Below are 22,560 nucleotides of genomic sequence, written 5' to 3'. Positions count from 1 at the left end.
GCGCCGCACCACGCAGCACCCCGAAAACGATTCAAGGTTGGTGAGTGGCTACGTGTTCGCCGACCGCCGTGGGCGCCTGCCAGGCCAGCAGCCCGTGCTTGAAGGCATGGCTGGCGCCCTGGTAGTAGGCGATATCGCGGCGAATCAGGTCCTGCACATCGCTGCTCTGCGACTCGTGGCTGAGCCCCAGGGCATCCTCGTGCAGGCGCATCAATCGCCGTGGGCTGAGGATCGCCAGGTCCTGCCCATCGAACAGGCCCAGGTGCTGGTAGTTGCCGATCAGCGCACGCCCTGGCGCCGCGTCCTCACGCAGCACATTGCGGCCGAAGAAGGTCGAGGTGTAGCTGAAGTTGAGCAACCCGAGCAGCGTCGGCGCCACGTCGATCTGGCTGGTCAGGCTGGAAACCTCGCGCGGCACAATGAAGCCCGGCGCGTAGACGAACAGCGGAATGCGGTAGTTCGCCACCGGCAGGTCTTCCTTGCCGGCACTGCCCGCCGTGTGGTCGGCGACGAAAATGAACACCGTGTTGTTGAACCAGGGTTTCTTGCGCGCCTGGGCGAGGAACTGGCCAATCGCATAATCGGTGTATTTCACCGCACCTTCGCGACCCTGCCCCGAGGGGATGTCAATACGCCCATCCGGGTAGGTATAGGGCCGGTGGTTGGAGGTGGTCATCAACTGCAGGAAGAACGGCTTGCCGGCGGCGTGATCGGCATCGGCCACTTTCAGGGTCTGGGCGTACAGGTCCTCATCGGACATGCCCCAGGCGTTCTGGAATGCCATGTCTGCCTCGGCCACGCTGCTCTGGTCGACGATGCGATAACCGTTGCCGCCGAAGAAGGCATTCATGTTGTCGAAGTAGCCGCGCCCACCGTAGATGAACACGCTGTCATAGCCCTGGGCATCGAACTGCTGACCGAGGCTGCCATAGCCTGACTCACGGCCGATGCGCTTGACGATGGAGCGCCCCGGGGTCGGCGGCATCGACAGGGTGATGGCCTCCAGGCCACGGTCGGTACGCGTGCCGGTGGCGTAGAAGTTGTTGAAGAACAGGCTCTTGCTGCGCAGGTCGTCCAGGTTCGGCGTGAGGCCGCGGGGATCGCCAAAGCTGCCGAGGTATTTGGCGCTCAGGCTCTCGATGGTCACCAGCACGACGTTGCGCCGCTGCGGCTGGCCAGGATTGTCGATGACGCGACGCACATCCAGCGGGTCGCTGCCGATGAAGCGCGCATTGGGCTCGGCCAGTTCCTCGCGCAGCAACACGCCCACCTGCTCGTTGGACAGGGTCTGATAGAACTGCCGGTAGTCCAGCTCGTTGTTGCGGAACGCAGCGAAAAACTGGAACGGCCCATTGCTGGCCAGCTCATTCTCGTACGCATTGCCACCCGCCTCACGCGGAAAGCCCTGACCAATCACCACGCTCGACAGCACAGCCATTGCCGCCATACCGGCCAGAGCCAGACCCGCCTTGGCCTTGGGCAGCAGCGGAGCGGCCAGGGCAGAGGCGACCACCCGACGCAGCGCGAAGCTGATGCCGATGGCCACCAGCGCCAGCACCGCCAGCAACGGGTAGATCGGGTAGGACTCGAGGATGTTGTTGATCACCTCCTCGGAGTACACCAGGTAATCCACCGCGATGAAGTTGAAACGCACGCCGAACTCGTCCCAGAACAGCCATTCGGCGACGGCGACGAACAGCATGACGAACAGGCTGACGCTGAGCAGCGCATTGAGGAACAGGCCATGTCCCCGGCTACGCCACACCCGTGCGGGACACAGCAGCAGGTAGAGGGTCAGCGGGATGGCGGCGTAGAGCAGGAAGCTCAGGTCGTAGATCAACCCCACGCCATACACCTGCAATACACCCAGCAGGCCGACGTCGGCATCCGCCCAGTGGGTCGCCAGCAACAGGCTGCGCGTGAGGGCAAAAACAGCCAGCCAACTGAGTACCACGATCGACAGGTAGCGCAGTTGGGCATAACGAAAATGTGGCATCGTATGATCCTTGTTGGACGAACGAGCCGCAGTGTGTCGACGCCCGCGTGAGGCGCTCGTCAACAGTGTGTGAAGAAATCGTCAATTGCCGTGAAGAGACCGTTACATGCGCATCCTGATCATCGAAGACAACCGTGACCTGCTCGCCAACGTGATGGATTACCTGAAGCTCAAGGGCTACACCGCCGATTGCGCCCAGGACGGCCTGAGCGGCCTGCACCTGGCGAGTACAGAGCACTATGACCTGATCGTGCTCGACATCATGCTGCCCGGTCTCGACGGTTATCAGGTCTGCCGGCGCCTGCGCGAAGAGGGTCGCAACAGCGTGCCGATCCTCATGCTCACCGCGCGCGATGCCCTGGATGATCGCCTGCAGGGGCTGAACGCCGGCGCCGATGACTACCTGATCAAGCCCTTCGCCCTGTCCGAGCTGGTTGCGCGGATCGAGGCGATCCTGCGGCGCACCCAGGGCAACCGTAAACGCCTGCTGCAGGTCGCCGACCTCACCTACGACCTCGACACCCTGCTCATCACCCGCGCCGGCCAGCCACTACGGCTCAACCCACTGGCAATGAAACTGCTGGCCGTGCTGATGCAGAAGAGCCCGGCGGTGGTGCGTCGCGAAGTGCTGGAAGAAGCCCTGTGGGGCGATGACTGCCCCGACAGCGACAGCCTGCGCAGCCATGTGCACCAGTTGCGCCAGGTCATCGACAAGCCCTTCGCCACCCCCTTGCTGCATACCCAGCATGGCCTCGGCTATCGCCTGGCGGAGGAGCACGATGCTGTCTAAGCAGCCCTTCATGCGCCGGATCGTCATCGCCTTCGTGTTGATGACGACCCTGGTCAGTGGCGCCTTCTCGCTGAGCATCGTGGCCATCGTGCACCTGATCGAAGAGCACCTGGTGTCCGAGGAAATGGAGCGCGAACTGGATGTGGTGCTGCATCAGGACCTGAAGAACAACCAGGCGCCACGCCTCGATTCCAGCACGCGGTTCTATGCCTCGAATATTGATGCCTATGCCATCCCGCCGCAGTACGCCAACCTCGACGAAGGCTTCACCGAAGTGGTCGAAGGGGACGAGGCGTACTACGTCTACACCCAGATCATCAATGACCAGCGCTACCTGCTGGTACAGGAACAACACGAGTTCGAGAAGCGCGAACAGGCACTGTTCAACGTGGTGCTGGCGTGCTTCCTGCTCTCGGTAATCGGCTCACTCGGGCTTGGCTGGGTCATGGCGAAAAAGGTCATGACTCCCGTCAGCAAGCTGGCCCAGCAGGTGCGCCATCGCGACCAGTTGCTGGACCTGGCGCCGCCCCTGGCCCCGGAATACCCGGATGACGAAGTCGGCCAACTGGCCGCCGCCTTCGACGGCACGCTGGGCCGCCTGCGCCAGTCGCTGGAACGCGAGCGATTGTTCACCAGTGATGTCAGCCATGAACTGCGTACGCCCCTGATGATCATCGCCAACTCCTGCGAGCTGCTCGACGAGGCCGAATTGCCGGCCCTGCAGAAGGACCAACTGGGCCGTATCGAACGCGCCAGCAAGGACATGCACGACCTGGTGCACACCTTCCTGCAACTGGCGCGCAACAAGGATTACCAGACCTTTTCCGCCAGCAGCAGCCTGCGCCAGGTGGCCGAGGAACAGATTGAAACCTGGGGGCCCTTGCTGCGCGAGAAGGGTCTCGACTTCCAGGTGGTTAACGAGGGTGATGATGACGGTCTGTACAACCCCACGCTGCTGCGCACGGTGATGGCCAATCTGCTGCGCAATGCCCTGCATTACACGGAACAGGGCTTCGTCCGGCTGACCCTGAAACCGGCAGGCTTCAGCGTGGAAAACAGCGGTACGGAGATACCCGAGCAGCAGCACGAGCAGATCTTTCAGCCTTTCGTGCGGGGCGAACAGGCGCGGGGCGAAGGCCTCGGGCTGGGCCTGTCCATCGTCAAGCGCATCTGCGTCCATCAGGGCTGGCAGATCAGCCTGCACAACCTGCCCGACACAGGCAGTTGCTTCAGCGTGTCATTGAAAGGAGTCGCTTGACGTTTTCTTCACGTTCCTTTGACGCGCTGATGATCCGCCCCACCCTAACGTGGCGAGCAACTCCATTCGAGGAAGCTCGCCATGTCCAAGTCCCCCGTTATCGATCTCGAGTTCTCACACAAGTACGACCACGAGCACGCCGTCGACTACCTGCACAAGCACCAGGACGGCCTGGCCCGGCGCCTGTCCCACTGGCGTGACATACAGGTGGCACGCTCGGCCCTGAAACTGGTCGACGACCCGAACCTGGTGCTGGACCTGCCCTGTGGCGCAGGGCGGTTCTGGCCGATGCTCACCGAGCATCCCAACCGGGTGATCATCGCCGCCGACAACTCCGCCGACATGCTGGCCACCGCACGCGCCGGCCAGCCCGCCGACGTGGTGGCACGCGTGCGCACCTTCCAGACCTCGGCCTTCGACATCGACCTCGGTGCCAATGCGGTGGACTGCATCTTCTGCATTCGCCTGCTGCACCACATCGAGTCCGCCGAACACCGCCAGGTAATCCTGCGCGAATTCCACCGGGTGACCCGCGACAGTGTGATCCTGTCGTTGTGGGTCGACGGCAACTACAAGGCCTGGAAACGCCGGCGCCTGGAGCAATACCGTGCCGAACATGGCCATCCGGGACAGAACCAGAACCGCTTCGTGGTGCCACGCACGGTCATCGAAGCTGAATTCGAACAGGCGGGGTTCCGCATCGTCAGCCATCAGGACTTCCTGCCCGGCTACGCCATGTGGCGGACCTATGTCCTGCGCAAGCAGGAGGCCTGAGCATGGGTATCCTGACCAGCGCCATTCCCGCCCAGACCGGCCCGAGCCAGTTCGATCGCTGGTGGCAAAGCGCGGGCTACTGGGTCGAACCGGCCAACCAGCGCCGAGGTGGTGAGAGCGGTGTGCAACTGTTGCACCAGCACAACGCCGGGCGCCCGCCGCTGTACTGCAAACGCCAGACCGGGCACCTCTACCGCAGCCTGCTGCATCCGTTCGGACGGCCGACCATCCTGCGCGAACTCCAGGCCTACCGTGCCTTTGCCCGGCTCGGTATCCGGGTACCCCGCCTGGTCTATGGCGCTGCCCGGCGCCAGGGCGAGCAGTGGCAAGCATTGCTCGTTACCGAAGCCTTGCAGGGTTTCGTCAGTCTGGAGCAGTGGTATGCCACCGGGCCGCAAAAACCGGAGCTGAACCGAATGATCATGCAGGAACTGGCCACCACCCTGGCCCGCCTGCACCTAAGCGGCTGGCAGCACGGCTGCTGTTATCCCAAGCATGTCTTCGTCAACATCGTGACCGGCGGCGACCCCGAACCGCGTATCGAGATCGCCCTGCTTGATCTGGAGAAAAGCCGCCGTCGCTGGCTGACGCTCCGGGCCTCCCGGCACGACCTGCGCCAGCTCTACCGGCATCGCGGGCCGCAACCCGATGGGGACTGGCAGTACTTCCAGCAGGCCTACGCCGAGGCCCTGGCCAGCCCTTTCGGTGCATGAAGGCACGCGCGTGGAGTACGCCGTGCGCACCTGGGATATCGTGGGGTTGCACGGTGGGTCACCAGCGCTCAGTCTTCCGCCTGCGCCTTCAGTGCCTCATAGGCCGGTGCGGCGTAGATCCCGACAGCCACCGCCAGCTCCATCACCCGCGCCAGGTCGCTGGTGTAGACCAGCACCGACTGCAACTCATCGTCCAGTGGTTCGCTGATATCCAGCAGGACATAACCGCCCTTCTCCTTGTACAAGGCCGACAGCTGAACCTGAATACGGTTGAGCGCCTTCAGCGGCTCGACCTTGGCCAGTTGCTTGGCCTTGAGGGTGAAGGCCACCTCCGGCCCGAACGAATCGACGACCTGCTGGAACAGCGCATCGTAGGTATCGGCCTGGAACAGCACGGTTTCCGGCAGGCTGCCGATCACCACCCATTCGCCCAGGGGAATGGGGAAGGTGTCGTCGTAATTGATGTCCGGGTTGGCGGCGAGGAACGCCTGCGGGTCGGCATAGGCCTGCGCAGCTTCGTCGGCGACGCGGGCAATCTCCTCCTCGGTCATGCAGCCGGAGCTGATCAGGGTAATGAGTTCGAGGAGCTGGGCTTTCATCGGGGTGGTCCTGAGAGGCGTTACGGGGCGCCTAGGATAGCGCAGCTGCCACGTCCTGGCCCGACGCCTGCACGCGGCATCGGTCTGGGTGGCATGAGTTCTTGACCAGAACCGCCCAACTACCGCTACAGTCACGGCGCACGGCCGCATGCCTGGCCAGACCCACACAGCCCGTCGAATCAGAAGGAACCCAGATGCAGTCGGCCAGATTCCCCGTGAAGGGCGCGCTATGGATGGTAGCCAGCCTGCTCTCGTTCGTTGGCATGGCGGTCGCCTCCCGCGAGCTGGCGGCATTCCTGTCGACCTTCCAGACCCTGTTCTTCCGCTCCCTGGTCGGGCTGATCATCCTGTTGCCCGTGATCTACCAGCAGCGCGCCCGGCTGCGCCAAGCGCTGGACCTGCCCCTGCAGCTCGCGCGAAACGCGGTGCACTTTTGCGGACAGTACGCCTGGACGCTGGGCGTCGCCTCACTGCCATTGGTGAAGGTGTTCGCCCTGGAGTTCACCACGCCGATCTGGGTTTCCCTGCTGGCGTTCCTGTTCCTCAAGGAGCGTCTGTCCCTGGCTCGCAGCCTCGCTGCCGTGGGCGGTTTCGTCGGGGTGCTGGTGGTGCTCAGGCCGGGGCTGGATGGGCTCGAGCCGGCCGCGCTTGTCGTGCTGCTGGCAGCCGTGTGCTACGCCGCGTCGATCATCCAGGTCAAGCAGCTGACCCTGACCAGCACGCCGATACTCATCGTGATCTGGATGGTGGTGCTGCAACTGCCGCTGGGCTTCGCCCTGTCACTGCCGCAGTGGCGCACGCCGCCCCTGGAGTGCCTGCCCTGGATCGTGCTGCTGGGATTCACCGGCTTGAGTGCGCACTTTGCGATGGCCAAGGCACTCACCGTCATGGACGCCTCGGTGGCCATCCCCATCGACTTCTTCCGGGTGCCGCTGATTGCGCTGGTCGGCTACCTGCTCTACAGCGAGCGCCTGGAGGCCTGGGTCTTCGTTGGCGCACTGATCATCTTCGCCTCCAACTACCTGGCGCTGCGGCTCGAGCAGAGGCGCCAGGTTCTGTACGAAAAGTCGCCTAGCTCAAGTAAGGCAAGGTGACGGTTCGACAGGGATGGCCGGATTGAGGCAACTGCGCACCTTCGACCTTGGCGTTTCATGACGCAGTGATGGGTGGGCTGAAGCCCACCCTACAGCGTCGTACTCCCGCGTAGGGTGGGCCGGCTTTAGCCCACCAAACGGCGCGTCACACCGAGCAAAGCAATCAGCGCAGGCGCTCGAGCATCTGGTAGTACCACATGCCGACCGACAGCATCGGGTTGCCGAAGATGTCACCCAGCGGCACCTTGATGTGCTTGCAACTGGCAAAGGTGTCGAACTGGCCGAGGGTGCCGGTCAGGGCGTTGGCCATGATCTCGCCCATGATGTGGGTGGTGGCGATGCCGTGGCCGGAATAGCCCTGGCAGTACCAGACGTTGTCCGACAGCTTGCCCAGCTGCGGAATGCGGTTCATCACGATGCCCATGGCGCAGCTCCACTGGAAGTCGATCTTCACGCCCTTGAGCTGCGGGAAGGTGCGCTCGATGCACGGGCGCAACTCGCCGGCGATGTCACGCGAGTCGCGTCCCGAGTAGTTGGCGCCACCGCCGAACAACAGGCGGCCGTCAGCGGTGAGGCGGTAGTAATCGAGGACGAAGCGGCAGTCGTACACCGCCAGGTCCTGCGGGTTGATTGCCTTGGCCAGATCGCCCAGCGGCTCGGTGGTGACGATGCCGCCCATGGCTGGGAAGATCATGCCCTTGAGCTGCTTGCGTTCGAGCTTGTGGTAGACGTCGCCGGCCAGCAGCACCTGCTTGGCGTCGATACGGCCCTGGGCAGTGATCACCGCCGGGTTGGCGCCATGGATGATATCCAGCACTTCGGAGTGCTCGAAGATCAGCGCACCCAGGCTCTCGGCCGCACGCGCCTCGCCAATGCACAGGTTGAGCGGATGCAGGTGCATGTTGCGGGTGTTCTTCACCGCGCCCAGGTACAGGTCGCTGCCCAGGTGCTCGCGCATGGCGGCGGCATCCAGCAGGCTGACCTCATCGCCCATGCCACGACGCTGGGCTTCCTCGTAGGCACTGCGCAGTTCGTCCAGATGGCTGGGCTTCATCGCCGCGTGCAGGTGGCCATGCTTGAGGTCGCAGTCGATGCCGTATTTCTCGACACGGCCCTTGATGATCTCGTGACCGCGCCAGCGCAGGTGCCAGATGAAATCATCCACCTCGGCACCGATCTTCTTGCGCATCTGCGTGCGCATGGCTTCGTCTCCGGACAGGCTGCCGGTGACCTGACCACCGTTACGCCCGGTGGCGCCCCAGCCGATCTTGTGGGTCTCGACGATGGCCACCTTGAGGCCACGTTCGGCCAGTTCAACCGCCGTGGCTACGCCAGTGAAGCCGCCACCGATGATCACCACGTCGACACTGACCTGGCCCTGCAGGGTCGGGTAGTCGGTTTCCTGGTTGAGGGTCGCCGTGTAGTAGGACGCGGTACGTTCAGCGGCGGGAACCACGGTCTGATTTGCTGCATTCATCGTGCGTATCTCTTGTCGTTGGGCAGCCTGGCTGCCGTAAATGCTAGGAGGGGCACACCGCCTGTACGGCCACATGCACCCGACGAATCGTGCTCAGGCGTGGGTCAGGTACCAGCGCCAGTCCTGCTCACCCACCTCGCCCATGAATTGACGATACTCGGCGCGTTTGATCGCCAGGTACACCTGAAGGAATTCCTGGCCCAATGCATCGCGGGCCCAACTGGACTTTTCCAGGGCCTGCAGCGACGTCAGCCAATCCGTGGGCAGCAGGGTTTTGGCCTGGGCATAGCCGTTGCCGGCAGTGGGCTCGCCTGGATCGATCCGCTCGCGAATGCCACGGTGGATACCGGCAAGAATCGCCGCCGCCGCCAGATAAGGGTTGGCATCGGCGCCGCAGATGCGGTGCTCGATATGCCGGGTGTTGGCCGGCCCGCCAGGTACACGCAGGCTGACGGTGCGGTTGTCCACGCCCCAGGTCGGTGCCAGCGGCGCATAGCTGTTGGCCTGGAAGCGCCGGTAGGAGTTGGCATTGGGGCAGAACAGCAACAACGAATCGAGCAGCGATTCGAGCATGCCGCCCACCGCCTGGCGCAGCAGTGACGTGCCGGCGCCTATGCCCTGGCGCAGCTCGTCCAGCTCGCTGGCGAACAGGTTGCGGCCCTCGCCATCGGCCAGGCTGACGTGCATGTGCATGCCGGTGCCGGCGATATCGTCGAACGGCTTGGCCATGAAGCAGGCCTGCATGCCGTGCTTATTGGCGACGGCCTTGACCAGTCGCTTGTAGCGCACGGCCTGATCCATCGCCATCAGGGCATCGCCATGCTCCAGGGTGATTTCCACCTGGCCTGGCGCGTATTCGGAGATCGCCGTACGCGCTGGAATGCCCTGCAGCTTGCAGGCGGCGTACAGGTCTGCCAGGAACGGTTCGATCTGCTCCAGTTCGCGCAGGCCATAGACCTGGGTACTACGCGGGCGCTGGCCATCGGCATCACGCGCCGGCTGCGGCCGGCCATTGGCATCGCGTTGCTGGTCGAGCAAGTAGAACTCCAGCTCACAGGCCATCACCGGGTGGTAGCCGTCAGCCTTGAGCTGGTCGATCACCTTGACCAGCAGGTGGCGTGGGTCCGCCACGCTGGCCGGCATGCCCTCGGTGGGGTGCATGCTGACCTGCAACGCAGCGGTGGGAATCTTGCGCCAGGGCAGGCGCACCAGGCTGCCGGCCAGTGGATAGGCGCGGCAATCGATATCACCAACATCCCAAACCAGTCCGGAATTTTCCACATCCTCGCCGTGCATGTTCAGCCCAAGAATCGTGCTCGGCAGCGGTCGACCGCTTGCATAAACAGCCAGCAACTCTTCGCGGTGCAGCAGCTTGCCGCGTGGCACACCGTTGGCGTCGAGGATGAACAACTCGACCATCTCGATATCGGGATTCAGGTCCAGGAAAGACCTGGCGTCCTCTACAGGGGCGAAATTCATGGTGTTCTCGCTTGGCGGCCCACACAGGCCGCATTGTCTGCTGCACGGCCCTCCATCGTCACTCCAGACGGGCAAGGCAAGGCAGACAACTGTTTCGAAAGGCAGGCCGCAAACAGGATGCAGCCGCCTGGCTCATTCAGTGGGCGAGCGTGGTATCCGGCGGGCGAGCATGGCGGCAGTGCCACAGGGCCCAAAAGGCCAGGAGCACGTTGCGCGAGGAGGATGAGTCGCCAACGCAGAGCCGCATCCTTGGGGGGAAGGTGTCAGCGGACTCTCGGGGGGAGGGCATTGGTGAGCTCATGGTTTTGAAGACTCGCACGGCATTCAGGAAGGGTTAAATTCGATTTTTTATACGTTCAGATAATGAACGGCTAAACATTTCGCCCGCGAATCTGTGCCAGCACCTGCTCGGCGTTTTCCGTACAGGCAACACCTTCCGGTCGATTATTCAGGCTGTCGATGACGGCCAGCAGCTTCATCCTGTTCTGCGCCAGGCGCGCCTGCATGGCCTCGATCTCCCCCACCTTGCGCTGCAGGCTGGCGAGCAAGGACTCATGCGACCAGCCCCGCTGACCGGCATCCGGCAGCATGCTGCGGATTTCCTCGAGGCTGAACCCGGCCTGCTGCGCAGAGGCGACGATATCCAGCGTCTGCACCACCTGCTCCGGGTAATCGCGGTAGCCGTTGGCCTGCCGTTGCGCGGTAATCAGCCCGCTGCTCTCGTAGAAACGAATACGCGAAGGCGCCAGGCCACTGCGTTTGGCCAGCTCACCGATTTTCATGAAAGCCTCCCAGGGTGTATTGACATTAAAGTTAACTTTAACCTTAGGCTCATGCTGTCAGCCACCACCGGATCGCCATCATGCCCCTGTTCCAACCGCTGCAACTGCCCAACGGCAGCGTTATCCCCAATCGCATTGCCAAGGCCGCCATGGAGGAAAACCTCGCGGACGCCACGCAGGGGCCATCGATAGAACTGATGCGCCTGTACCAGGCCTGGGCCGAAGGCGGCGCCGGCCTGTTGCTGACCGGTAACGTGATGATCGACCGGCGCGCCATGACCGGGCCTGGCGGTGTGGTGCTGGAAGATGATCGGCAACTGGAGAAATTCCGCCAGTGGGCGCGTATCGGCCGGGCTCAGGGCGCGCAATTCTGGATGCAGATCAACCACCCTGGCCGGCAGATGCAGGCCAACCTGGGCCAGCAGACCGTGGCGCCTTCGGCCATCGCCCTGGAACTGGGCGGGCTGTCGAAGATGTTCCCGCTGCCCAAGGCACTCGACGAAACGGAAATCAGCGAGCTGATCCAGCGTTTCGTACGCACCGCGCAACTGGCCGAGCAGGCCGGTTTCAGTGGTGTGCAGATCCACGCCGCCCACGGTTACCTGCTCAGCCAGTTTCTTTCGCCCCTGAGCAATACCCGCACGGATCGCTGGGGCGGCAGCCTGGAGAACCGGGCTCGCCTGCTGCTGGATGTGGTCAAGGCGGTACGCGCGGCAGTTGCCACGGACTTCTGCGTGGCGGTCAAACTCAACTCGGCCGATTTCCAGCGCGGTGGCTTCGAAGCCGCCGACGCACAGCGCGTGGTGCAGATGCTCAATGAACAGGCCGTGGACTTGGTCGAGCTGTCCGGCGGCAGCTACGAAGCCCCGGCGATGCAGGGTGAAGCCCGCGACGGTCGTACCCTGGCACGCGAAGCCTATTTCCTCGACTTCGCCAGCCAGGTCGCGGCCATCGCCCGGATGCCGGTGATGGTCACTGGCGGTATCCGTCGTCGGGCGGTCGTCGAACAGGTGCTCGCCAGTGGCGTGGCCATGGCTGGTATCGCCACGGCCCTGGCCATCGAGCCGGCCCTGCCAAACCAGTGGCGACACGGTCAGGACAGCAACCCCGAACTGGCGCCAATCACCTGGAAGCACAAGCCACTGGCCTCGCTGGCCAACATGGCGCGGGTCAAGTACCAGATGCGCCGCATGGCCCGAGGCGCCACGCCTGACCCACAGGTCTCCCCCTTGCGCGCGTTGCTCTGCGAGCAGTGGAAAACCCTGCGCCGCACGCGCCAGTACAAACGCTGGATGGGGCAGCAGGCCTAGGTTCTGTACGAACAGTCGGCGAGCGCAGGTCAGGCGAGTGCCGCACTGAAGTGCGTTAGCCGCACGCGGCTTGCCGAACCCGTTTTAAACGCAGCATTACCGAGCGCAGGCACTTTCCGTACAGAGCCGAGGGTCTGGTGCCGTTTCAGCAAGGATGACCGGATCGAGGCAATTGCGGACACCGCAGCTGGTGGGCTGAAGCCCACCCTACGCGGGGGCGCAACTCTGTAGGGTGGGCTTTAGCCCACCAACCGGCGCGTCATGAAACGCAAAGCTCGAACGTCCACAACTGCCTCAAAGAAGTCCATTCGAAGGGCTGGACTGGACGTATATTTCCATCCAATTCAATGAGTTGAAGCGAAACGGGAACATACCCTAGGTCCGTATCGGACTACTATCGAGTCCATCGAGCACCTGCCGGCTGCGCTCGAACCAACCCAGCAGGTAATCGGCCAGGGCCTGGGTGCGGCGCGGCAACGTGCCCTGCCAGGGATGAACGAGAAACACCGGCGTGCTGCGCGTCTGGTAGTCGCGCAGCAGCCAGAGCAGCCGACCATCGGCCAGCTCGTTCTGCACCATGTAGGACGGCAGGCGGGCGATGCCGGCACCACTCAGCGCCGCCTTCTTCAACAGGCTGTAGTGGTTGCTCGCCAACCCGCCACGCACCTGCACCCGCTCCAACTGGTGCTGGCGGTGGTACAACCACTCCTCGAAGCCACTGTAGTGGGTATTGAGCAGGCACTGGTGTGTGGCCAGTTCCGCAGGAGTCAGCGGCGTGCCTCGCTCGTTCAGGTAGGCCGGTGCCGCGCAGGTCACTTCCTGCAAGGCGAACAGCGGCTTGGCCACCAGGCGTTCGTCGAGTTGCTGGCCGGAGCGGATGCCCAGGTCGAATCCCTCGGCGACCAGATCCCGGTAGTTGTTGGACAGATCCAGCTCGACCCGCACCTGCGGGTGCTGACGGACGAAATCCACCAGCAGCGCATCGAAGAAGGTTTCCCCCAACGACACGGGAACGGTCAGCCGCACGCTGCCCGTGACCTCCTCCTGCAGGCTCTGTACCGCCTGTCGCGCGCGCAACCCCTGAACCTGCAACGCCTGCGCCTCGGGCAACAAGGCGGCGCCTGCGGCAGTCAGGTGAAGGCGGCGTGTGGTGCGGTGCAGCAACACACTGCCCAGGCAGCGCTCCAACTGGCTGATGCGCTTGGACAACTGCCCCTTGCTGCAACCCAGCCGCTCGGCGGCTGCGGTAAAGCTGCCGGCATCGAGCAGCACGGCGAATGCCACCAGGTCTTCCAGGTCGCTCATGTCGGCACCCAATTGTTTCCCAATGAGAACCAAAGGTTTCACATTGCCTGGATTATTGGCAACAACCGTCCGCCTAGACTGAGGTCGTCACTTCAATCACCCCGAGGACATAGCCATGAAGATCATCCTGATCGGCGCCAGCGGCACCATCGGTAAAGCCGTCGAACACGAACTGCGCGAGCGCCACGAGATCATCCGCGCCGGCCGCAACAGTGGCGACCTGCAAGTGGACATTACCGATACCGCCTCGATCCGCCGCCTGTTCGAACAGACCGGCCCGTTTGACGCACTCATCAGCACTGCCGGCAACGTGCACTTCGGTGCGCTGGAAGAGCTGGACGACAGCCACTACGCCATTGGCCTCAAGGACAAACTGATGGGCCAGGTGAACCTGGTGCTGATCGGCCGCGAGTTCGCCAACAATGGTGCCTCCTTCACCCTGACCTCCGGGGTACTCAGCGAAGACCCGATTCGCCACGGCAGCTCGGCCAGCATGGTCAATGCCGCGCTCGATGGTTTCGTGCGCGGCGCGGCCATCGAACTGCCTCGCGGCCTGCGCATCAACAGCGTGAGCCCGACCGTGCTCCAGGAGTCGCTGCCAGGCTACGCGCCCTACTTCCGCGGTTTCAAAGCCGTACCGGCCGCCACCGTGGCGCTCGCCTATGCCAAGAGCGCGGAAGGTCACCAGACCGGTCAGGTCTATAAGGTTCTGTAAACGCGTGCCCCTGATCGGCCTCTGGGCGAACCCTGCTCCCCTGAGGCCGGACTACCTGAACGCTGAAACCAGACGAAACCAAAAAATCCCGATCGACGACGGCGCAAGAGCGCCCGTACGACTGCCCATCAGGCGGCTTTCAGTGTTCAATGGCAGCAACGGCTGAATCACCACGCCGTTCTTCATCGAATAAGGAATCGCCATGACCGGCAATGCTTACATCTTCCCTGCCCTGTTCGCCCTGGCCCTGCTCACGGGTTGCAGCAGCACCCCCGAAAAAGCCCCCGCCACTGCAACCGCCCCGGCAGACCAAGCCGCTGCCGAGGTTGACGACACCCTGCTGAGCCGGCCGACAGCCAAATTCGATGACCGCTGCGACGCCGATGGCGTGCAAAACCTGGTTGGCAAAACAGTCACCGTGCAACTCGCCCAGAAGGCCCGTGACGATGCCCGCGCCAGCTACCTGCGCGTCACCACACCGAACCAGGCCGTGACCATGGACTACAACGCTCAACGCCTGAACATCGATACCAGCGATGCGGGTGTAATTCTGCGTATCAACTGTGGCTAATGGCCTGCGCGCCCTCGGCTGCGTGCTGCTGCTCACCAGCCTGAGCCAGCCCGCAGCCGCATTGGGCCGGGAAGTCAGCTATGGCGAAGCCCGCGACCAGTTCGGCAGCCTGCAGGAACTGCAACGCTGTGGGGACTGGCAAATCGGTGAGCGCAGCGGGGAGTTCCGGTTGTTGCGTTTCTCGCTGTATGGCCAGAACCTGCTGTTCGTCGACCGTATCGAGATCAACGCCAGCGGCACGGCCTTCCAGATTGTCGAGGGTTTCGGCTTCGTCGAGTTCAACAATGACCATGCCGAACAGTCGTTGAGCGACCTGCACTGCAGCAGTGACGGCAAGGCGACACTTGACCTGAGCGGTACCGCCGTCAGCGGCCATGATGATCAGGTCCTGCACTTTCGCGTGGAAGTGGATGCTGTCAGTGGCACCTATCGCTACAGCGCGACCCCGGACGAATAGGACTCCAGAGCACCCGGGTTTTCGCTGTGCAGTGCCAGGTGACGCACCAGCCCCCCGGCCAGCAACTGCCCGAGCACTTGCACATGCGGTTGCTGCAGATGAGCCATCAGCGCCTGTTCGCTGGCCCACTCCCCTCGCAACATCCAGGTATCGTGCCCGTCATTACATTGCAGCTCGTAACCGAGACATCCCTCATCGGCGCGGCTGCAACGAACCAGTTCGGCGAGACAGGGCCCAACGGCTTCGCTGCACCCGAAGTTGGCCTGGATTCGAGCAAGGCTGATTGCATGAGTCATGCGTGTTCCTCCTTTGAATACGAGCAAACAGGCTCTGTGTATGTTTCGACATGGATGGCCGGATCGAGGCAATTTCGGGCATCAGAGTTGGTGGGCTAAAGCCCACCCTACAAAAGCCGGGCCCTGCGTAGGGTGGGCTTCAGCCCACCAATCGGCGCTCATGAAACGCAAAAGTCGATTGTCCGCCGTTGCCTCAAAGAAGCCTGCTTGAAATGAGTTACAGCGAAACGTGACAGCCGCTAGCATCCGCCACGAGGTCGGGTCTTGCGGCCAGTAAGCACTAACGCGTGGTTTACCCCCTCAACAACGAGAGACAGGATGAAAGAAAAGCGCGACCAGGTATTAGTCGATTGCTGCAGGAGATTTGCCTGATCCTGCAAAAAAGCAGCACTGGTCAAATACCTTGCTCACTCCGCGCGCATCCTTCATCCGCTTGCACTGTGGCAGTGCATCAGCTCCTTATTAAGCGCAATGCCGAGTACGCGACAACTAGCACGATTCTGCACCGTGATTGCCCAATCCTGCCCAGTGCGAAGACGCCAACAAGGGGCTGACGTATCCTTCGGCAACGTTTGCAGCGAGGTCACAGCATGCCCACTCCGTCGACTACCACGGCCGATATCGAAAGCCAGCACCGCACCCTGGCCGAACTGATCAGCCGCATCACCCAGGAAGATGGCATGCACCAGACGGCAATCAGCCAACTGGCCTTGTTTCGCACCAGCATGCCCTCTCCCATGGGGCATCACGACCTGTGTCAGCCAGCGCTATGCCTGATCGCGCAAGGACAAAAAGTCGTGGACCTGGATGAGGTGCGTTTCATCTACGACCCACTGCATTATCTGGTGGCCTCAGTGGCCCTGCCGGTGACGAGCCAGGTCACCGTGGCCTCGCCTACCGAGCCCTACCTCAGCCTGCGCCTGAACATCGACCCCGCCGAAATCAGCAGCCTGATCGCCGAAGCCGGCCCCATGGCCGTCACCAACAGCAATAGCCGCGGGGTCTACGTGGACCGTCTCGATGCGCCCCTGCTCGACGCCGTGTTGCGCCTGATCAGGCTGCTCGATACCCCACGCGATATCGCCATGCTCGCGCCGTTGATCCGCCGGGAAATCATCTACCGCCTCCTGCGCAGTCCCAGCGGGCAGATCCTGCGCGACATCACCAATACCGACAGCCTGACCCACCGGGTCACCCGCGCCATCGACTGGCTCAACCAGAACTACCAGGCACCCCTGCGCATCGAAGACCTCGCCCGAGTCGCCAACCTCAGCCCATCGGCCCTGCATCATCGGTTCAAGGCCGTCACCGCCATGAGCCCGCTGCAATACCAGAAACAACTGCGCCTGCAGGAAGCCCGCCGCCTGATGCTCTGCGAAAACCTGGAGGTCGCCGCGGCCGGTTATCGCGTCGGCTACGAAAGCCCTTCGCAGTTCAGCCGCGAATACAGCCGCCTGTTCGGCGCACCACCGCTGCGTGACCTGGCCCGCCTGCGCAATACGGGCTAGCGCCCCGGTTTACGGTAGTGCGGCAATGCCGGCACCCGCCACAGGTACCAGGCCGCCACCGTACGAAACGGGCTCCAGGCCTCGGCCATCGCCTGCAACTGTTTAGGCGTCGGCGCCCGTTCGAGCGCCTTGATGAAGCGATAGCCTTCACGCACGCCGAAATCATCCACGGGCAGAATATCCGGGCGCTGCAAGGTGTAGATCAGCAGCATCTCCACGGTCCAGCGACCGATCCCCCTCAGGCTGGTCAGGCGCGCCACCAGCGCCTCGTCATCCAGCGTTTGCGCCTCGTCCAGGGAAGGCACCAGGCCGCTGATGACCCCAGCGGCGATGGCATGCAGGGTCTCGATCTTGCGCCCGGAAAAGCCGCAGGCGCGCAGGGTGTCGGGCGCAATCAGCAGCACCTGCTCGGCACCAGGAAAGGGCTGCCCCGGAAACAGCGCCAGCAGGCGAGCGAGCATCGCATCGCCGGCTCGCACATGCAGTTGCTGATAGGCCACGGCCCGTATCAATGCCTCGTAAGGCTCACGCGCCGGCTTGGCCTCATGCAGACAGGGGCCGACCTGCTCGATCAGCCGGGCCATATCTGCATCCACTGCGGCCAGGTGGCTGACGGCCACCTGATAATCCCTCCCGCTGACACCTGTATTCATGGGGCAACTTTGTCATCTATGGGCAGCGAGTAGCCTAACCGTTAGTGGACGCTGAGGAACCCCAAAACGCGCTTTCAATTTCGCCATCCTGCAGGCAACCATTCAGGCACTTACATGACAGATGCCGAAGCAGGTAGCCGCGCGTACACGGGATAAGCGCGACACAAGGTCACCACCTGCTCACGCACCCGGCTTGCCACCTCGTCGCTTGCAGCAGTGGTCATGGCATCCAGCACGTCGCACAGCCACCCGGCCAGTTTTTCGCATTCGGCCACGCCAAAGCCGCGCGTGGTCACGGCCGGCGTGCCGATGCGCAGCCCCGAGGTGACGAAGGGGGAGCGCGGATCATTGGGTACCGAGTTCTTGTTGGTGGTGATGTATGCCCTGCTCAGGGCCGCATCGGCATCCTTGCCGGTATAGGGTTTGTCCGACAGGTCGATCAGCATCAGGTGATTGTCCGTACCGCCCGACACAATGTTGTAGCCTCGCTGCTGAATCACACCCGCCATGGCACGGGCGTTGATCACCACTTGCCGCTGATAGGTCTTGAACTCGGGGGTGAGCGCCTCCTTGAAAGCCACGGCCTTGGCGGCGACCACGTGCATCAGCGGGCCACCCTGGATGCCGGGGAATACGGCGGAATCGAGTTTCTTGTAGAAATCCTCGCCCTGCCCCTTGGCCAGGATGATGCCACCACGCGGCCCGCGTAGCGTCTTGTGGGTGGTGCTGGTGACCACATGGGCATGCGGCAGCGGATTCGGGTATTCGCCCGCAGCCACCAGGCCGGCCACGTGGGCCATGTCGACCCAGAAGATTGCGCCCACCTTGTCGGCAATGGCGCGCATCCGTGCCCAGTCCTTGTAACGGGAATAGGCGGAGAAACCACCGATGAGCATCCTCGGGCGAGTCTCCAGGGCAATGCGCTCCATCTCGTCGTAGTCGAGCAAGCCCGTTTCCGTATCGAGTCCATAGGGCACGATCCTGTAGTGCCGACCGGAGAAGTTCGCCGGGTTGCCGTGGGTCAGGTGCCCACCCTGCGCAAGGTGCATGCCCATCACGGTATCACCGGGGCTGGTCAGCGCCAGGAACACCGCGGCATTGGCCTGGGCGCCCGCGTGGGGCTGGACGTTGGCGTAGTCACAGTCGAACAGGGCCTTGGCCCGCTCGATCGCCAGACGCTCGGCCACGTCCACGTTGTTGCAGCCGCTGTAGTAGCGCCTGCCGGGATAACCCTCGGCGTACTTGTTGGTGAACACCGAGCTTTGTATGGCCATCACCTGCGGGCTGGCGTAGTTCTCGGAAGCGATCAGCTCGACGTGATCTTCCTGACGGTGCTCCTCGCTCTGGACGGCATCGGCCAGTTCGGGGTCGAACTCGGAGAGGGGAATGTACTGCATGGAGGTATCGTCCTGTGGTCCGTGATACGTGATTCTGAGGGGGTGATGGGGAAGGTTCCGTCAGTCAGCGTTCGACGCCAGCAAGCGCGTGACACGCACCACGATGTCGTCGATCTGCGCGTCATCGCAGATCAAGGGCGGCAGCAAGCGGATGGTGGTGTCGCGGGTCACGGTGATGAGCAGGCGCTGCTCTGCCAGTGCCTGGCCGACCAGTTCCTTGCAGGGCCTGTTCAGCTCGATGCCGACCATCAGGCCCTGACCACGGATGGCAACGACATCCGGGTGCTCGCCAAGCGCCTCCTGCAGCCCGGCAAGCAGACGGGCACCGAGTACGGCGGCACGCTCCGGCAGCTTGTCGCGGGCCATGATGTCGAGGACCGAACAGGCCACACGGCACGCCAGCGGGTTGCCGCCGAAGGTCGAGCCATGCTGGCCGGGCGAGAACAGGTCGGCGGCGGGCCCTCGCGCCAGACAGGCGCCGATGGGAAGGCCGTTGCCCAATGCCTTGGCCAGGGTCATGACATCGGGGGTGATACCCGCATGCTGATGACCGAACCAGGTGCCCGTGCGGCCCATGCCGGCCTGGATTTCGTCGAGCATCAACAGCCAGCCGTGCTGATCGCACAGGGTTCGCAGCGCCCGCAGGTAGTCGGCGCTGGCGACGCGGATGCCGCCCTCACCCTGTACCGGTTCGATCAGGATGGCAACGATGTCGGGAACCTGCTCGGCCATGCGCCGCACCGCGTCGATATCGTCGTAGGGCACCCGCAGGAAGCCTGGCATCAGCGGCTCGAAGCCCTGTTGTTTCGCGGGGTTGCCCGAGGCCGAAAGGGTTGCCAGGGTGCGGCCATGGAAGCCGTTCTCCATCACCAGGATCTTCGGCTGCGCCACCTGCCTGCGCTGGCCGTGCAGCCTTGCCAGCTTGAGCGCGGCCTCATTGGCCTCGGCGCCGGAATTGCAGAAGAAGGCCGTGCGCATGCCGGTCAATGCGCACAGGCGCTCGCCCAGACGCTCCTGCCAGTCGATGCGAAAGACGTTGGAGGTATGCAGCAACATCCCGGCCTGCTCGGCGATCACGGCGGCGATCTCGGGATGGGCATGGCCAAGGCTGGTTACCGCGACGCCGGCAATGGCGTCCAGGTACTCCACACCCTGTTCATCCCACAGGCGAGCGCCGCTGCCACGCACGAAGGAAACAGGCTGGCGGGCATAAGCCCGCATCAGGTGGCTAACGGTGGGTTGCATGGCTGGGTCCTCGAGTCTGCTGCAGATAAGGGTATTGTCTGGGTTACGGTTTTTCGCCAGCAGGCCAGTAGTGGCTGTCCGGCAAGGCGCGTGCGCCGAAAATGGCCTGCCCGACGCGAACCACCGTGGCGCCCTCCTCGATGGCGATTTCGAAATCGCCGGACATGCCCATGGACAGTTCATCCAGGCCGATGCCCGCCGGCGCGCCTTGGCGCAATCGATCGCGCAGCCCACGCAGCAGGATGAAGCACTGGCGCACCCGCTCGGCCTCGCTGGAGAACAGCGCCAGCGTCATCAACCCGCGTACCCGCAGCGCGGAAAACGCCGGCAGCTCCTTGACGAAGGCCGCGACGTCCTCCGGCGGCAAGCCGTACTTGCTGGCCTCGCCCGAGGTATTGACCTGTACGAACACATCCAGCGACCGGCCTTCAACCTGCAAGCGCCGATCCAGTGCCTCGGCCACGCGCAGGCTGTCCAGCGCCTGGAACTCGCTCGCAAATCGCGCCACCAGCTTGACCTTGTTGGTCTGTAGGTGGCCGATGACGGACCATTGCAGATCGCCGAGGTCCGCCATCGCCTCCCACTTCTGGTAGGCCTCCTGCACCTTGTTCTCGCCCAGTAACCGACAGCCCGCCGCGTAGGCCAGGCGCAGGCTCGCCTCCGGCTTGGTCTTGCTGACCGGCAGCAGCCGCACGCATGCCGGATCGCGCCCGGCACGACGACAGGCCGCGTCGATACGGGCCTGCACCGCAGCCAGATTGCGTCGAAAATCCTCGACCGTCATGGCCTGGGGATAACGGCCGTGCTGTTCATGCCGGGTCTGTGTAACGGAGATGTCTTGCATCAGTTGGTCGCTCCTTCTCTGGTTGCAGACGTGGAGTCAGGCTGAATCACCTGTTGCGGTTTAGCCCGCCGCGGCCATCGACCATTGAGCAGCGCATAGGCCACCAGGCCGATCAGCAGCCCCCAGAAGGCGCCGCCGATACCCAGCAGGTTGATGTTGGCCGCAGCAGCCAGAAACGTGATCAACGAAGCTTCGCGAGCCTTCGCGTCGGCCATGGCACTGGCAAGGCTGCCGCCTATCGTGCCCAGCAGAGCCAGCCCCGCCAGAGTGGTGATGAAAGTCGCCGGAAAGGCCATGAAGACGGCGGCCAGCGTTACCCCGAATACCCCGACGAGGATGTAGAAGACGCCTGCGGCGATGCCGGCGAGCCAGCGTTTGGCAGGATCTTCGTGAGCCTCCCTGCCGGTGCAGATGGCCGCGGTGATGGCGGCAATGTTGAAGGCATGTGAGCCAAACGGTGCCATCAGCAACGACCCCAGCCCGGTGATGGTCACGATGGGGTTGGCGCTGCTCTTGAAGCCATCGTTGCGCAACACCAGCATGCCGGGCATGTACTGTCCGGTCAGCGTGATCAGGAACAGTGGCAACGCGACGCTCAGCAGCGCATTGAGCGAGAATGCCGGCTGGGTGAAGACGGGAGCGGCGAGCCGCAACTCCAGCCCGGACAGGTCGACCCGCCCTTGCCACAGCAGGAAAGCCAGCCCCAGCACCAGCAAGCCCACTACCGCATAACGGGCACTGAAGCGTTTGAGCACCACATAGGCCACGATAAGTAGTGCGGTCAGCAAGGGGTCGATGCTCATCCCGCCGAACGCGTTGATGCCGAATTGCAGCAGGATGCCCGCCAGTAGCCCGGAGGCCACGCCTGCGGGGATGAGCCGGATGACACGTTCGAACCAGCCCGACAACCCGAGCACCACAAAGGCGGCCGCAGAGATCAGGTAGGCGCCCACCGCCTCCGCATAGGGCGTGGTCGCCAGGGCCGTGACGAGGAACGCGGCAGCCGGTGTGGACCAGGCGGTAATGATCGGCTCGCGGCTGATCCAGCTCAGCACGATGCCGGTCACACCGACCCCAATCGAAATCGACCAGACCCACGACGCCGTCAATTCCGGGCCGAGGCCCGCCACCCTGGCCGCCTGGAACACCAGGATGAAGGTGCCGCCATAATTGACGATGACCGCGATCAGACCTGCCACGATGGGATGGATGAAATCGCCCCACTGAACGGGCGAATGTGAGTTGGCGGATGACATGCTTTGAGGCGCCCCTGGAAACGATTCGATCGAGGTAATCG

The 22,560-nt window shown here is 63.4% G+C and carries 23 protein-coding genes; 10 read left to right on the top strand and 13 right to left on the bottom strand.

Translation table 11 applies throughout. The features are described 5' to 3' along the window. Positions 1 to 31: 31 nt before the first annotated feature. Positions 32 to 1,996 (bottom strand): LTA synthase family protein, encoded by a 1,965-nt coding sequence (locus tag ACWPW0_RS05945; RefSeq protein WP_454254727.1) that lies wholly within the window; start codon positions 1,994 to 1,996, stop codon positions 32 to 34. Between the two features lie 106 nt (positions 1,997 to 2,102). Here ACWPW0_RS05945 and ACWPW0_RS05940 point away from each other — a divergent pair, with 106 nt between their 5' ends. The 4 genes from ACWPW0_RS05940 to ACWPW0_RS05925 all read left to right on the top strand — a co-directional run bounded on the left by ACWPW0_RS05940 (position 2,103) and on the right by ACWPW0_RS05925 (position 5,531). Beyond that, the gene (locus ACWPW0_RS05940; protein WP_447589897.1) at positions 2,103 to 2,786 is read left to right on the top strand and encodes a response regulator transcription factor; all 684 of its coding nucleotides are present in this window, start codon (positions 2,103 to 2,105) and stop codon (positions 2,784 to 2,786) included. Further along, a complete protein-coding gene (locus ACWPW0_RS05935) occupies positions 2,776 to 4,044 on the top strand; it encodes a sensor histidine kinase (protein WP_454254726.1) in 1,269 nt (422 codons plus the stop codon). The genes ACWPW0_RS05940 and ACWPW0_RS05935 overlap by 11 nt, the downstream gene beginning before the upstream one ends. An 81-nt stretch (positions 4,045 to 4,125) precedes the next feature. Beyond that, positions 4,126 to 4,818 carry a class I SAM-dependent methyltransferase gene (locus ACWPW0_RS05930; protein WP_454254725.1) on the top strand — a complete coding sequence of 231 codons (693 nt, stop codon included), beginning with the start codon at positions 4,126 to 4,128 and terminating at the stop codon, positions 4,816 to 4,818. A 2-nt stretch (positions 4,819 to 4,820) separates the two neighbouring features. Then, the gene (locus tag ACWPW0_RS05925; protein WP_447589891.1) at positions 4,821 to 5,531 is read left to right on the top strand and encodes a lipopolysaccharide kinase InaA family protein; all 711 of its coding nucleotides are present in this window, start codon (positions 4,821 to 4,823) and stop codon (positions 5,529 to 5,531) included. 68 nt (positions 5,532 to 5,599) lie between these two features. Here ACWPW0_RS05925 and ACWPW0_RS05920 read toward each other — a convergent pair whose 3' ends face one another. Beyond that, the gene (locus ACWPW0_RS05920; RefSeq protein WP_447589889.1) at positions 5,600 to 6,130 is read right to left on the bottom strand and encodes a hypothetical protein; all 531 of its coding nucleotides are present in this window, start codon (positions 6,128 to 6,130) and stop codon (positions 5,600 to 5,602) included. Positions 6,131 to 6,324: 194 nt separating this feature from the next. On the opposite strand from ACWPW0_RS05920, the gene ACWPW0_RS05915 reads away from it, so the two are divergent. Beyond that, the gene (locus ACWPW0_RS05915) at positions 6,325 to 7,224 is read left to right on the top strand and encodes a DMT family transporter (protein ID WP_454254724.1); all 900 of its coding nucleotides are present in this window, start codon (positions 6,325 to 6,327) and stop codon (positions 7,222 to 7,224) included. 163 nt (positions 7,225 to 7,387) lie between these two features. Here the strand turns inward: ACWPW0_RS05915 and ACWPW0_RS05910 are convergent, their stop codons facing one another. The 3 genes from ACWPW0_RS05910 to ACWPW0_RS05900 form a co-directional block, all read right to left on the bottom strand. After that, positions 7,388 to 8,701, bottom strand: a complete 1,314-nt coding sequence (locus ACWPW0_RS05910; RefSeq protein WP_447589886.1) for an NAD(P)/FAD-dependent oxidoreductase — start codon at positions 8,699 to 8,701, stop codon at positions 7,388 to 7,390. A gap of 93 nt (positions 8,702 to 8,794) precedes the next feature. Continuing rightward, positions 8,795 to 10,180 (bottom strand): glutamine synthetase family protein, encoded by a 1,386-nt coding sequence (locus ACWPW0_RS05905; protein ID WP_454254723.1) that lies wholly within the window; start codon positions 10,178 to 10,180, stop codon positions 8,795 to 8,797. A gap of 371 nt (positions 10,181 to 10,551) precedes the next feature. After that, positions 10,552 to 10,962, bottom strand: coding sequence for a MerR family transcriptional regulator (locus ACWPW0_RS05900; RefSeq protein WP_447589882.1), 411 nt, complete (start codon positions 10,960 to 10,962; stop codon positions 10,552 to 10,554). A gap of 80 nt (positions 10,963 to 11,042) precedes the next feature. On the opposite strand from ACWPW0_RS05900, the gene ACWPW0_RS05895 reads away from it, so the two are divergent. Further along, positions 11,043 to 12,272 carry an NADH:flavin oxidoreductase/NADH oxidase family protein gene (locus ACWPW0_RS05895; protein ID WP_454254722.1) on the top strand — a complete coding sequence of 410 codons (1,230 nt, stop codon included), beginning with the start codon at positions 11,043 to 11,045 and terminating at the stop codon, positions 12,270 to 12,272. Positions 12,273 to 12,647: 375 nt separating this feature from the next. Here ACWPW0_RS05895 and ACWPW0_RS05890 read toward each other — a convergent pair whose 3' ends face one another. Beyond that, the gene (locus ACWPW0_RS05890; protein ID WP_454254721.1) at positions 12,648 to 13,577 is read right to left on the bottom strand and encodes a LysR family transcriptional regulator; all 930 of its coding nucleotides are present in this window, start codon (positions 13,575 to 13,577) and stop codon (positions 12,648 to 12,650) included. A gap of 115 nt (positions 13,578 to 13,692) precedes the next feature. On the opposite strand from ACWPW0_RS05890, the gene ACWPW0_RS05885 reads away from it, so the two are divergent. Further along, positions 13,693 to 14,292: a short chain dehydrogenase gene (locus tag ACWPW0_RS05885; RefSeq protein ID WP_454254720.1), complete on the top strand. Its 600-nt coding sequence runs from the start codon at positions 13,693 to 13,695 to the stop codon at positions 14,290 to 14,292. 51 nt (positions 14,293 to 14,343) lie between these two features. On the opposite strand, the gene ACWPW0_RS05880 is transcribed toward ACWPW0_RS05885, so the two are convergent. Next, the gene (locus ACWPW0_RS05880) at positions 14,344 to 14,496 is read right to left on the bottom strand and encodes a hypothetical protein (protein WP_447722245.1); all 153 of its coding nucleotides are present in this window, start codon (positions 14,494 to 14,496) and stop codon (positions 14,344 to 14,346) included. Between ACWPW0_RS05880 and ACWPW0_RS05875 the strand changes: the two genes are divergently transcribed. Both ACWPW0_RS05875 and ACWPW0_RS05870 read left to right on the top strand, forming a co-directional pair. Next, the gene (locus ACWPW0_RS05875; RefSeq protein ID WP_454254719.1) at positions 14,495 to 14,863 is read left to right on the top strand and encodes an I78 family peptidase inhibitor; all 369 of its coding nucleotides are present in this window, start codon (positions 14,495 to 14,497) and stop codon (positions 14,861 to 14,863) included. The genes ACWPW0_RS05880 and ACWPW0_RS05875 overlap by 2 nt on opposite strands. After that, on the top strand, positions 14,856 to 15,320 hold the full coding sequence (locus tag ACWPW0_RS05870; protein ID WP_454254718.1) for a hypothetical protein: 465 nt from the start codon (positions 14,856 to 14,858) through the stop codon (positions 15,318 to 15,320). The genes ACWPW0_RS05875 and ACWPW0_RS05870 overlap by 8 nt, the downstream gene beginning before the upstream one ends. Here the strand turns inward: ACWPW0_RS05870 and ACWPW0_RS05865 are convergent. Beyond that, positions 15,296 to 15,616: a putative quinol monooxygenase gene (locus ACWPW0_RS05865; RefSeq protein ID WP_454254717.1), complete on the bottom strand. Its 321-nt coding sequence runs from the start codon at positions 15,614 to 15,616 to the stop codon at positions 15,296 to 15,298. The genes ACWPW0_RS05870 and ACWPW0_RS05865 overlap by 25 nt on opposite strands. A 590-nt stretch (positions 15,617 to 16,206) precedes the next feature. On the opposite strand from ACWPW0_RS05865, the gene ACWPW0_RS05860 reads away from it, so the two are divergent. Next, positions 16,207 to 17,124, top strand: a complete 918-nt coding sequence (locus tag ACWPW0_RS05860) for an AraC family transcriptional regulator N-terminal domain-containing protein (protein ID WP_454254716.1) — start codon at positions 16,207 to 16,209, stop codon at positions 17,122 to 17,124. Here the strand turns inward: ACWPW0_RS05860 and ACWPW0_RS05855 are convergent. The 5 genes from ACWPW0_RS05855 to ACWPW0_RS05835 form a co-directional block, all read right to left on the bottom strand. Continuing rightward, a complete protein-coding gene (locus ACWPW0_RS05855) occupies positions 17,121 to 17,777 on the bottom strand; it encodes a DNA-3-methyladenine glycosylase family protein (protein ID WP_454254715.1) in 657 nt (218 codons plus the stop codon). The genes ACWPW0_RS05860 and ACWPW0_RS05855 overlap by 4 nt on opposite strands. Positions 17,778 to 17,887: 110 nt before the next feature. Next, positions 17,888 to 19,174 (bottom strand): serine hydroxymethyltransferase, encoded by a 1,287-nt coding sequence (glyA, locus tag ACWPW0_RS05850; protein ID WP_454254714.1) that lies wholly within the window; start codon positions 19,172 to 19,174, stop codon positions 17,888 to 17,890. Positions 19,175 to 19,234: 60 nt separating this feature from the next. Further along, positions 19,235 to 20,419, bottom strand: a complete 1,185-nt coding sequence (locus ACWPW0_RS05845; protein WP_454254713.1) for an acetylornithine/succinylornithine family transaminase — start codon at positions 20,417 to 20,419, stop codon at positions 19,235 to 19,237. A gap of 43 nt (positions 20,420 to 20,462) precedes the next feature. Then, positions 20,463 to 21,263 (bottom strand): YggS family pyridoxal phosphate-dependent enzyme, encoded by an 801-nt coding sequence (locus ACWPW0_RS05840; RefSeq protein ID WP_454254712.1) that lies wholly within the window; start codon positions 21,261 to 21,263, stop codon positions 20,463 to 20,465. Then, positions 21,263 to 22,519 (bottom strand): benzoate/H(+) symporter BenE family transporter, encoded by a 1,257-nt coding sequence (locus tag ACWPW0_RS05835; protein ID WP_454256697.1) that lies wholly within the window; start codon positions 22,517 to 22,519, stop codon positions 21,263 to 21,265. Before ACWPW0_RS05835 ends, ACWPW0_RS05840 begins: the two co-directional genes overlap by 1 nt. Positions 22,520 to 22,560 lie beyond the last annotated feature (41 nt).

The organism is Pseudomonas sp. Marseille-Q8238 (assembly GCF_965111915.1).
Note: the sequence above shows the minus strand (reverse complement) of the source record. Positions and strands in the feature narration are given on the sequence as shown.

Bases quoted from the DNA above. Each gene is read 5' to 3' on its own strand.
- ACWPW0_RS05925 (WP_447589891.1), top strand. From the start codon at position 4,821: ATGGGTATCCTGACCAGCGCCATTCCCGCCCAGACCGGCCCGAGCCAG.
- ACWPW0_RS05895 (WP_454254722.1), top strand. From the start codon at position 11,043: ATGCCCCTGTTCCAACCGCTGCAACTGCCCAACGGCAGCGTTATCCCC.
- ACWPW0_RS05930 (WP_454254725.1), top strand. From the start codon at position 4,126: ATGTCCAAGTCCCCCGTTATCGATCTCGAGTTCTCACACAAGTACGAC.
- ACWPW0_RS05880 (WP_447722245.1), bottom strand. From the start codon at position 14,496: ATGGCGATTCCTTATTCGATGAAGAACGGCGTGGTGATTCAGCCGTTG.
- ACWPW0_RS05940 (WP_447589897.1), top strand. From the start codon at position 2,103: ATGCGCATCCTGATCATCGAAGACAACCGTGACCTGCTCGCCAACGTG.
- ACWPW0_RS05855 (WP_454254715.1), bottom strand. From the start codon at position 17,777: ATGAATACAGGTGTCAGCGGGAGGGATTATCAGGTGGCCGTCAGCCAC.
- ACWPW0_RS05905 (WP_454254723.1), bottom strand. From the start codon at position 10,180: ATGAATTTCGCCCCTGTAGAGGACGCCAGGTCTTTCCTGGACCTGAAT.
- ACWPW0_RS05845 (WP_454254713.1), bottom strand. From the start codon at position 20,419: ATGCAACCCACCGTTAGCCACCTGATGCGGGCTTATGCCCGCCAGCCT.
- glyA (WP_454254714.1), bottom strand. From the start codon at position 19,174: ATGCAGTACATTCCCCTCTCCGAGTTCGACCCCGAACTGGCCGATGCC.
- ACWPW0_RS05945 (WP_454254727.1), bottom strand. From the start codon at position 1,996: ATGCCACATTTTCGTTATGCCCAACTGCGCTACCTGTCGATCGTGGTA.
- ACWPW0_RS05835 (WP_454256697.1), bottom strand. From the start codon at position 22,519: ATGTCATCCGCCAACTCACATTCGCCCGTTCAGTGGGGCGATTTCATC.
- ACWPW0_RS05865 (WP_454254717.1), bottom strand. From the start codon at position 15,616: ATGACTCATGCAATCAGCCTTGCTCGAATCCAGGCCAACTTCGGGTGC.
- ACWPW0_RS05915 (WP_454254724.1), top strand. From the start codon at position 6,325: ATGCAGTCGGCCAGATTCCCCGTGAAGGGCGCGCTATGGATGGTAGCC.
- ACWPW0_RS05920 (WP_447589889.1), bottom strand. From the start codon at position 6,130: ATGAAAGCCCAGCTCCTCGAACTCATTACCCTGATCAGCTCCGGCTGC.
- ACWPW0_RS05885 (WP_454254720.1), top strand. From the start codon at position 13,693: ATGAAGATCATCCTGATCGGCGCCAGCGGCACCATCGGTAAAGCCGTC.
- ACWPW0_RS05875 (WP_454254719.1), top strand. From the start codon at position 14,495: ATGACCGGCAATGCTTACATCTTCCCTGCCCTGTTCGCCCTGGCCCTG.
- ACWPW0_RS05890 (WP_454254721.1), bottom strand. From the start codon at position 13,577: ATGAGCGACCTGGAAGACCTGGTGGCATTCGCCGTGCTGCTCGATGCC.
- ACWPW0_RS05910 (WP_447589886.1), bottom strand. From the start codon at position 8,701: ATGAATGCAGCAAATCAGACCGTGGTTCCCGCCGCTGAACGTACCGCG.
- ACWPW0_RS05840 (WP_454254712.1), bottom strand. From the start codon at position 21,263: ATGCAAGACATCTCCGTTACACAGACCCGGCATGAACAGCACGGCCGT.
- ACWPW0_RS05860 (WP_454254716.1), top strand. From the start codon at position 16,207: ATGCCCACTCCGTCGACTACCACGGCCGATATCGAAAGCCAGCACCGC.
- ACWPW0_RS05935 (WP_454254726.1), top strand. From the start codon at position 2,776: ATGCTGTCTAAGCAGCCCTTCATGCGCCGGATCGTCATCGCCTTCGTG.
- ACWPW0_RS05900 (WP_447589882.1), bottom strand. From the start codon at position 10,962: ATGAAAATCGGTGAGCTGGCCAAACGCAGTGGCCTGGCGCCTTCGCGT.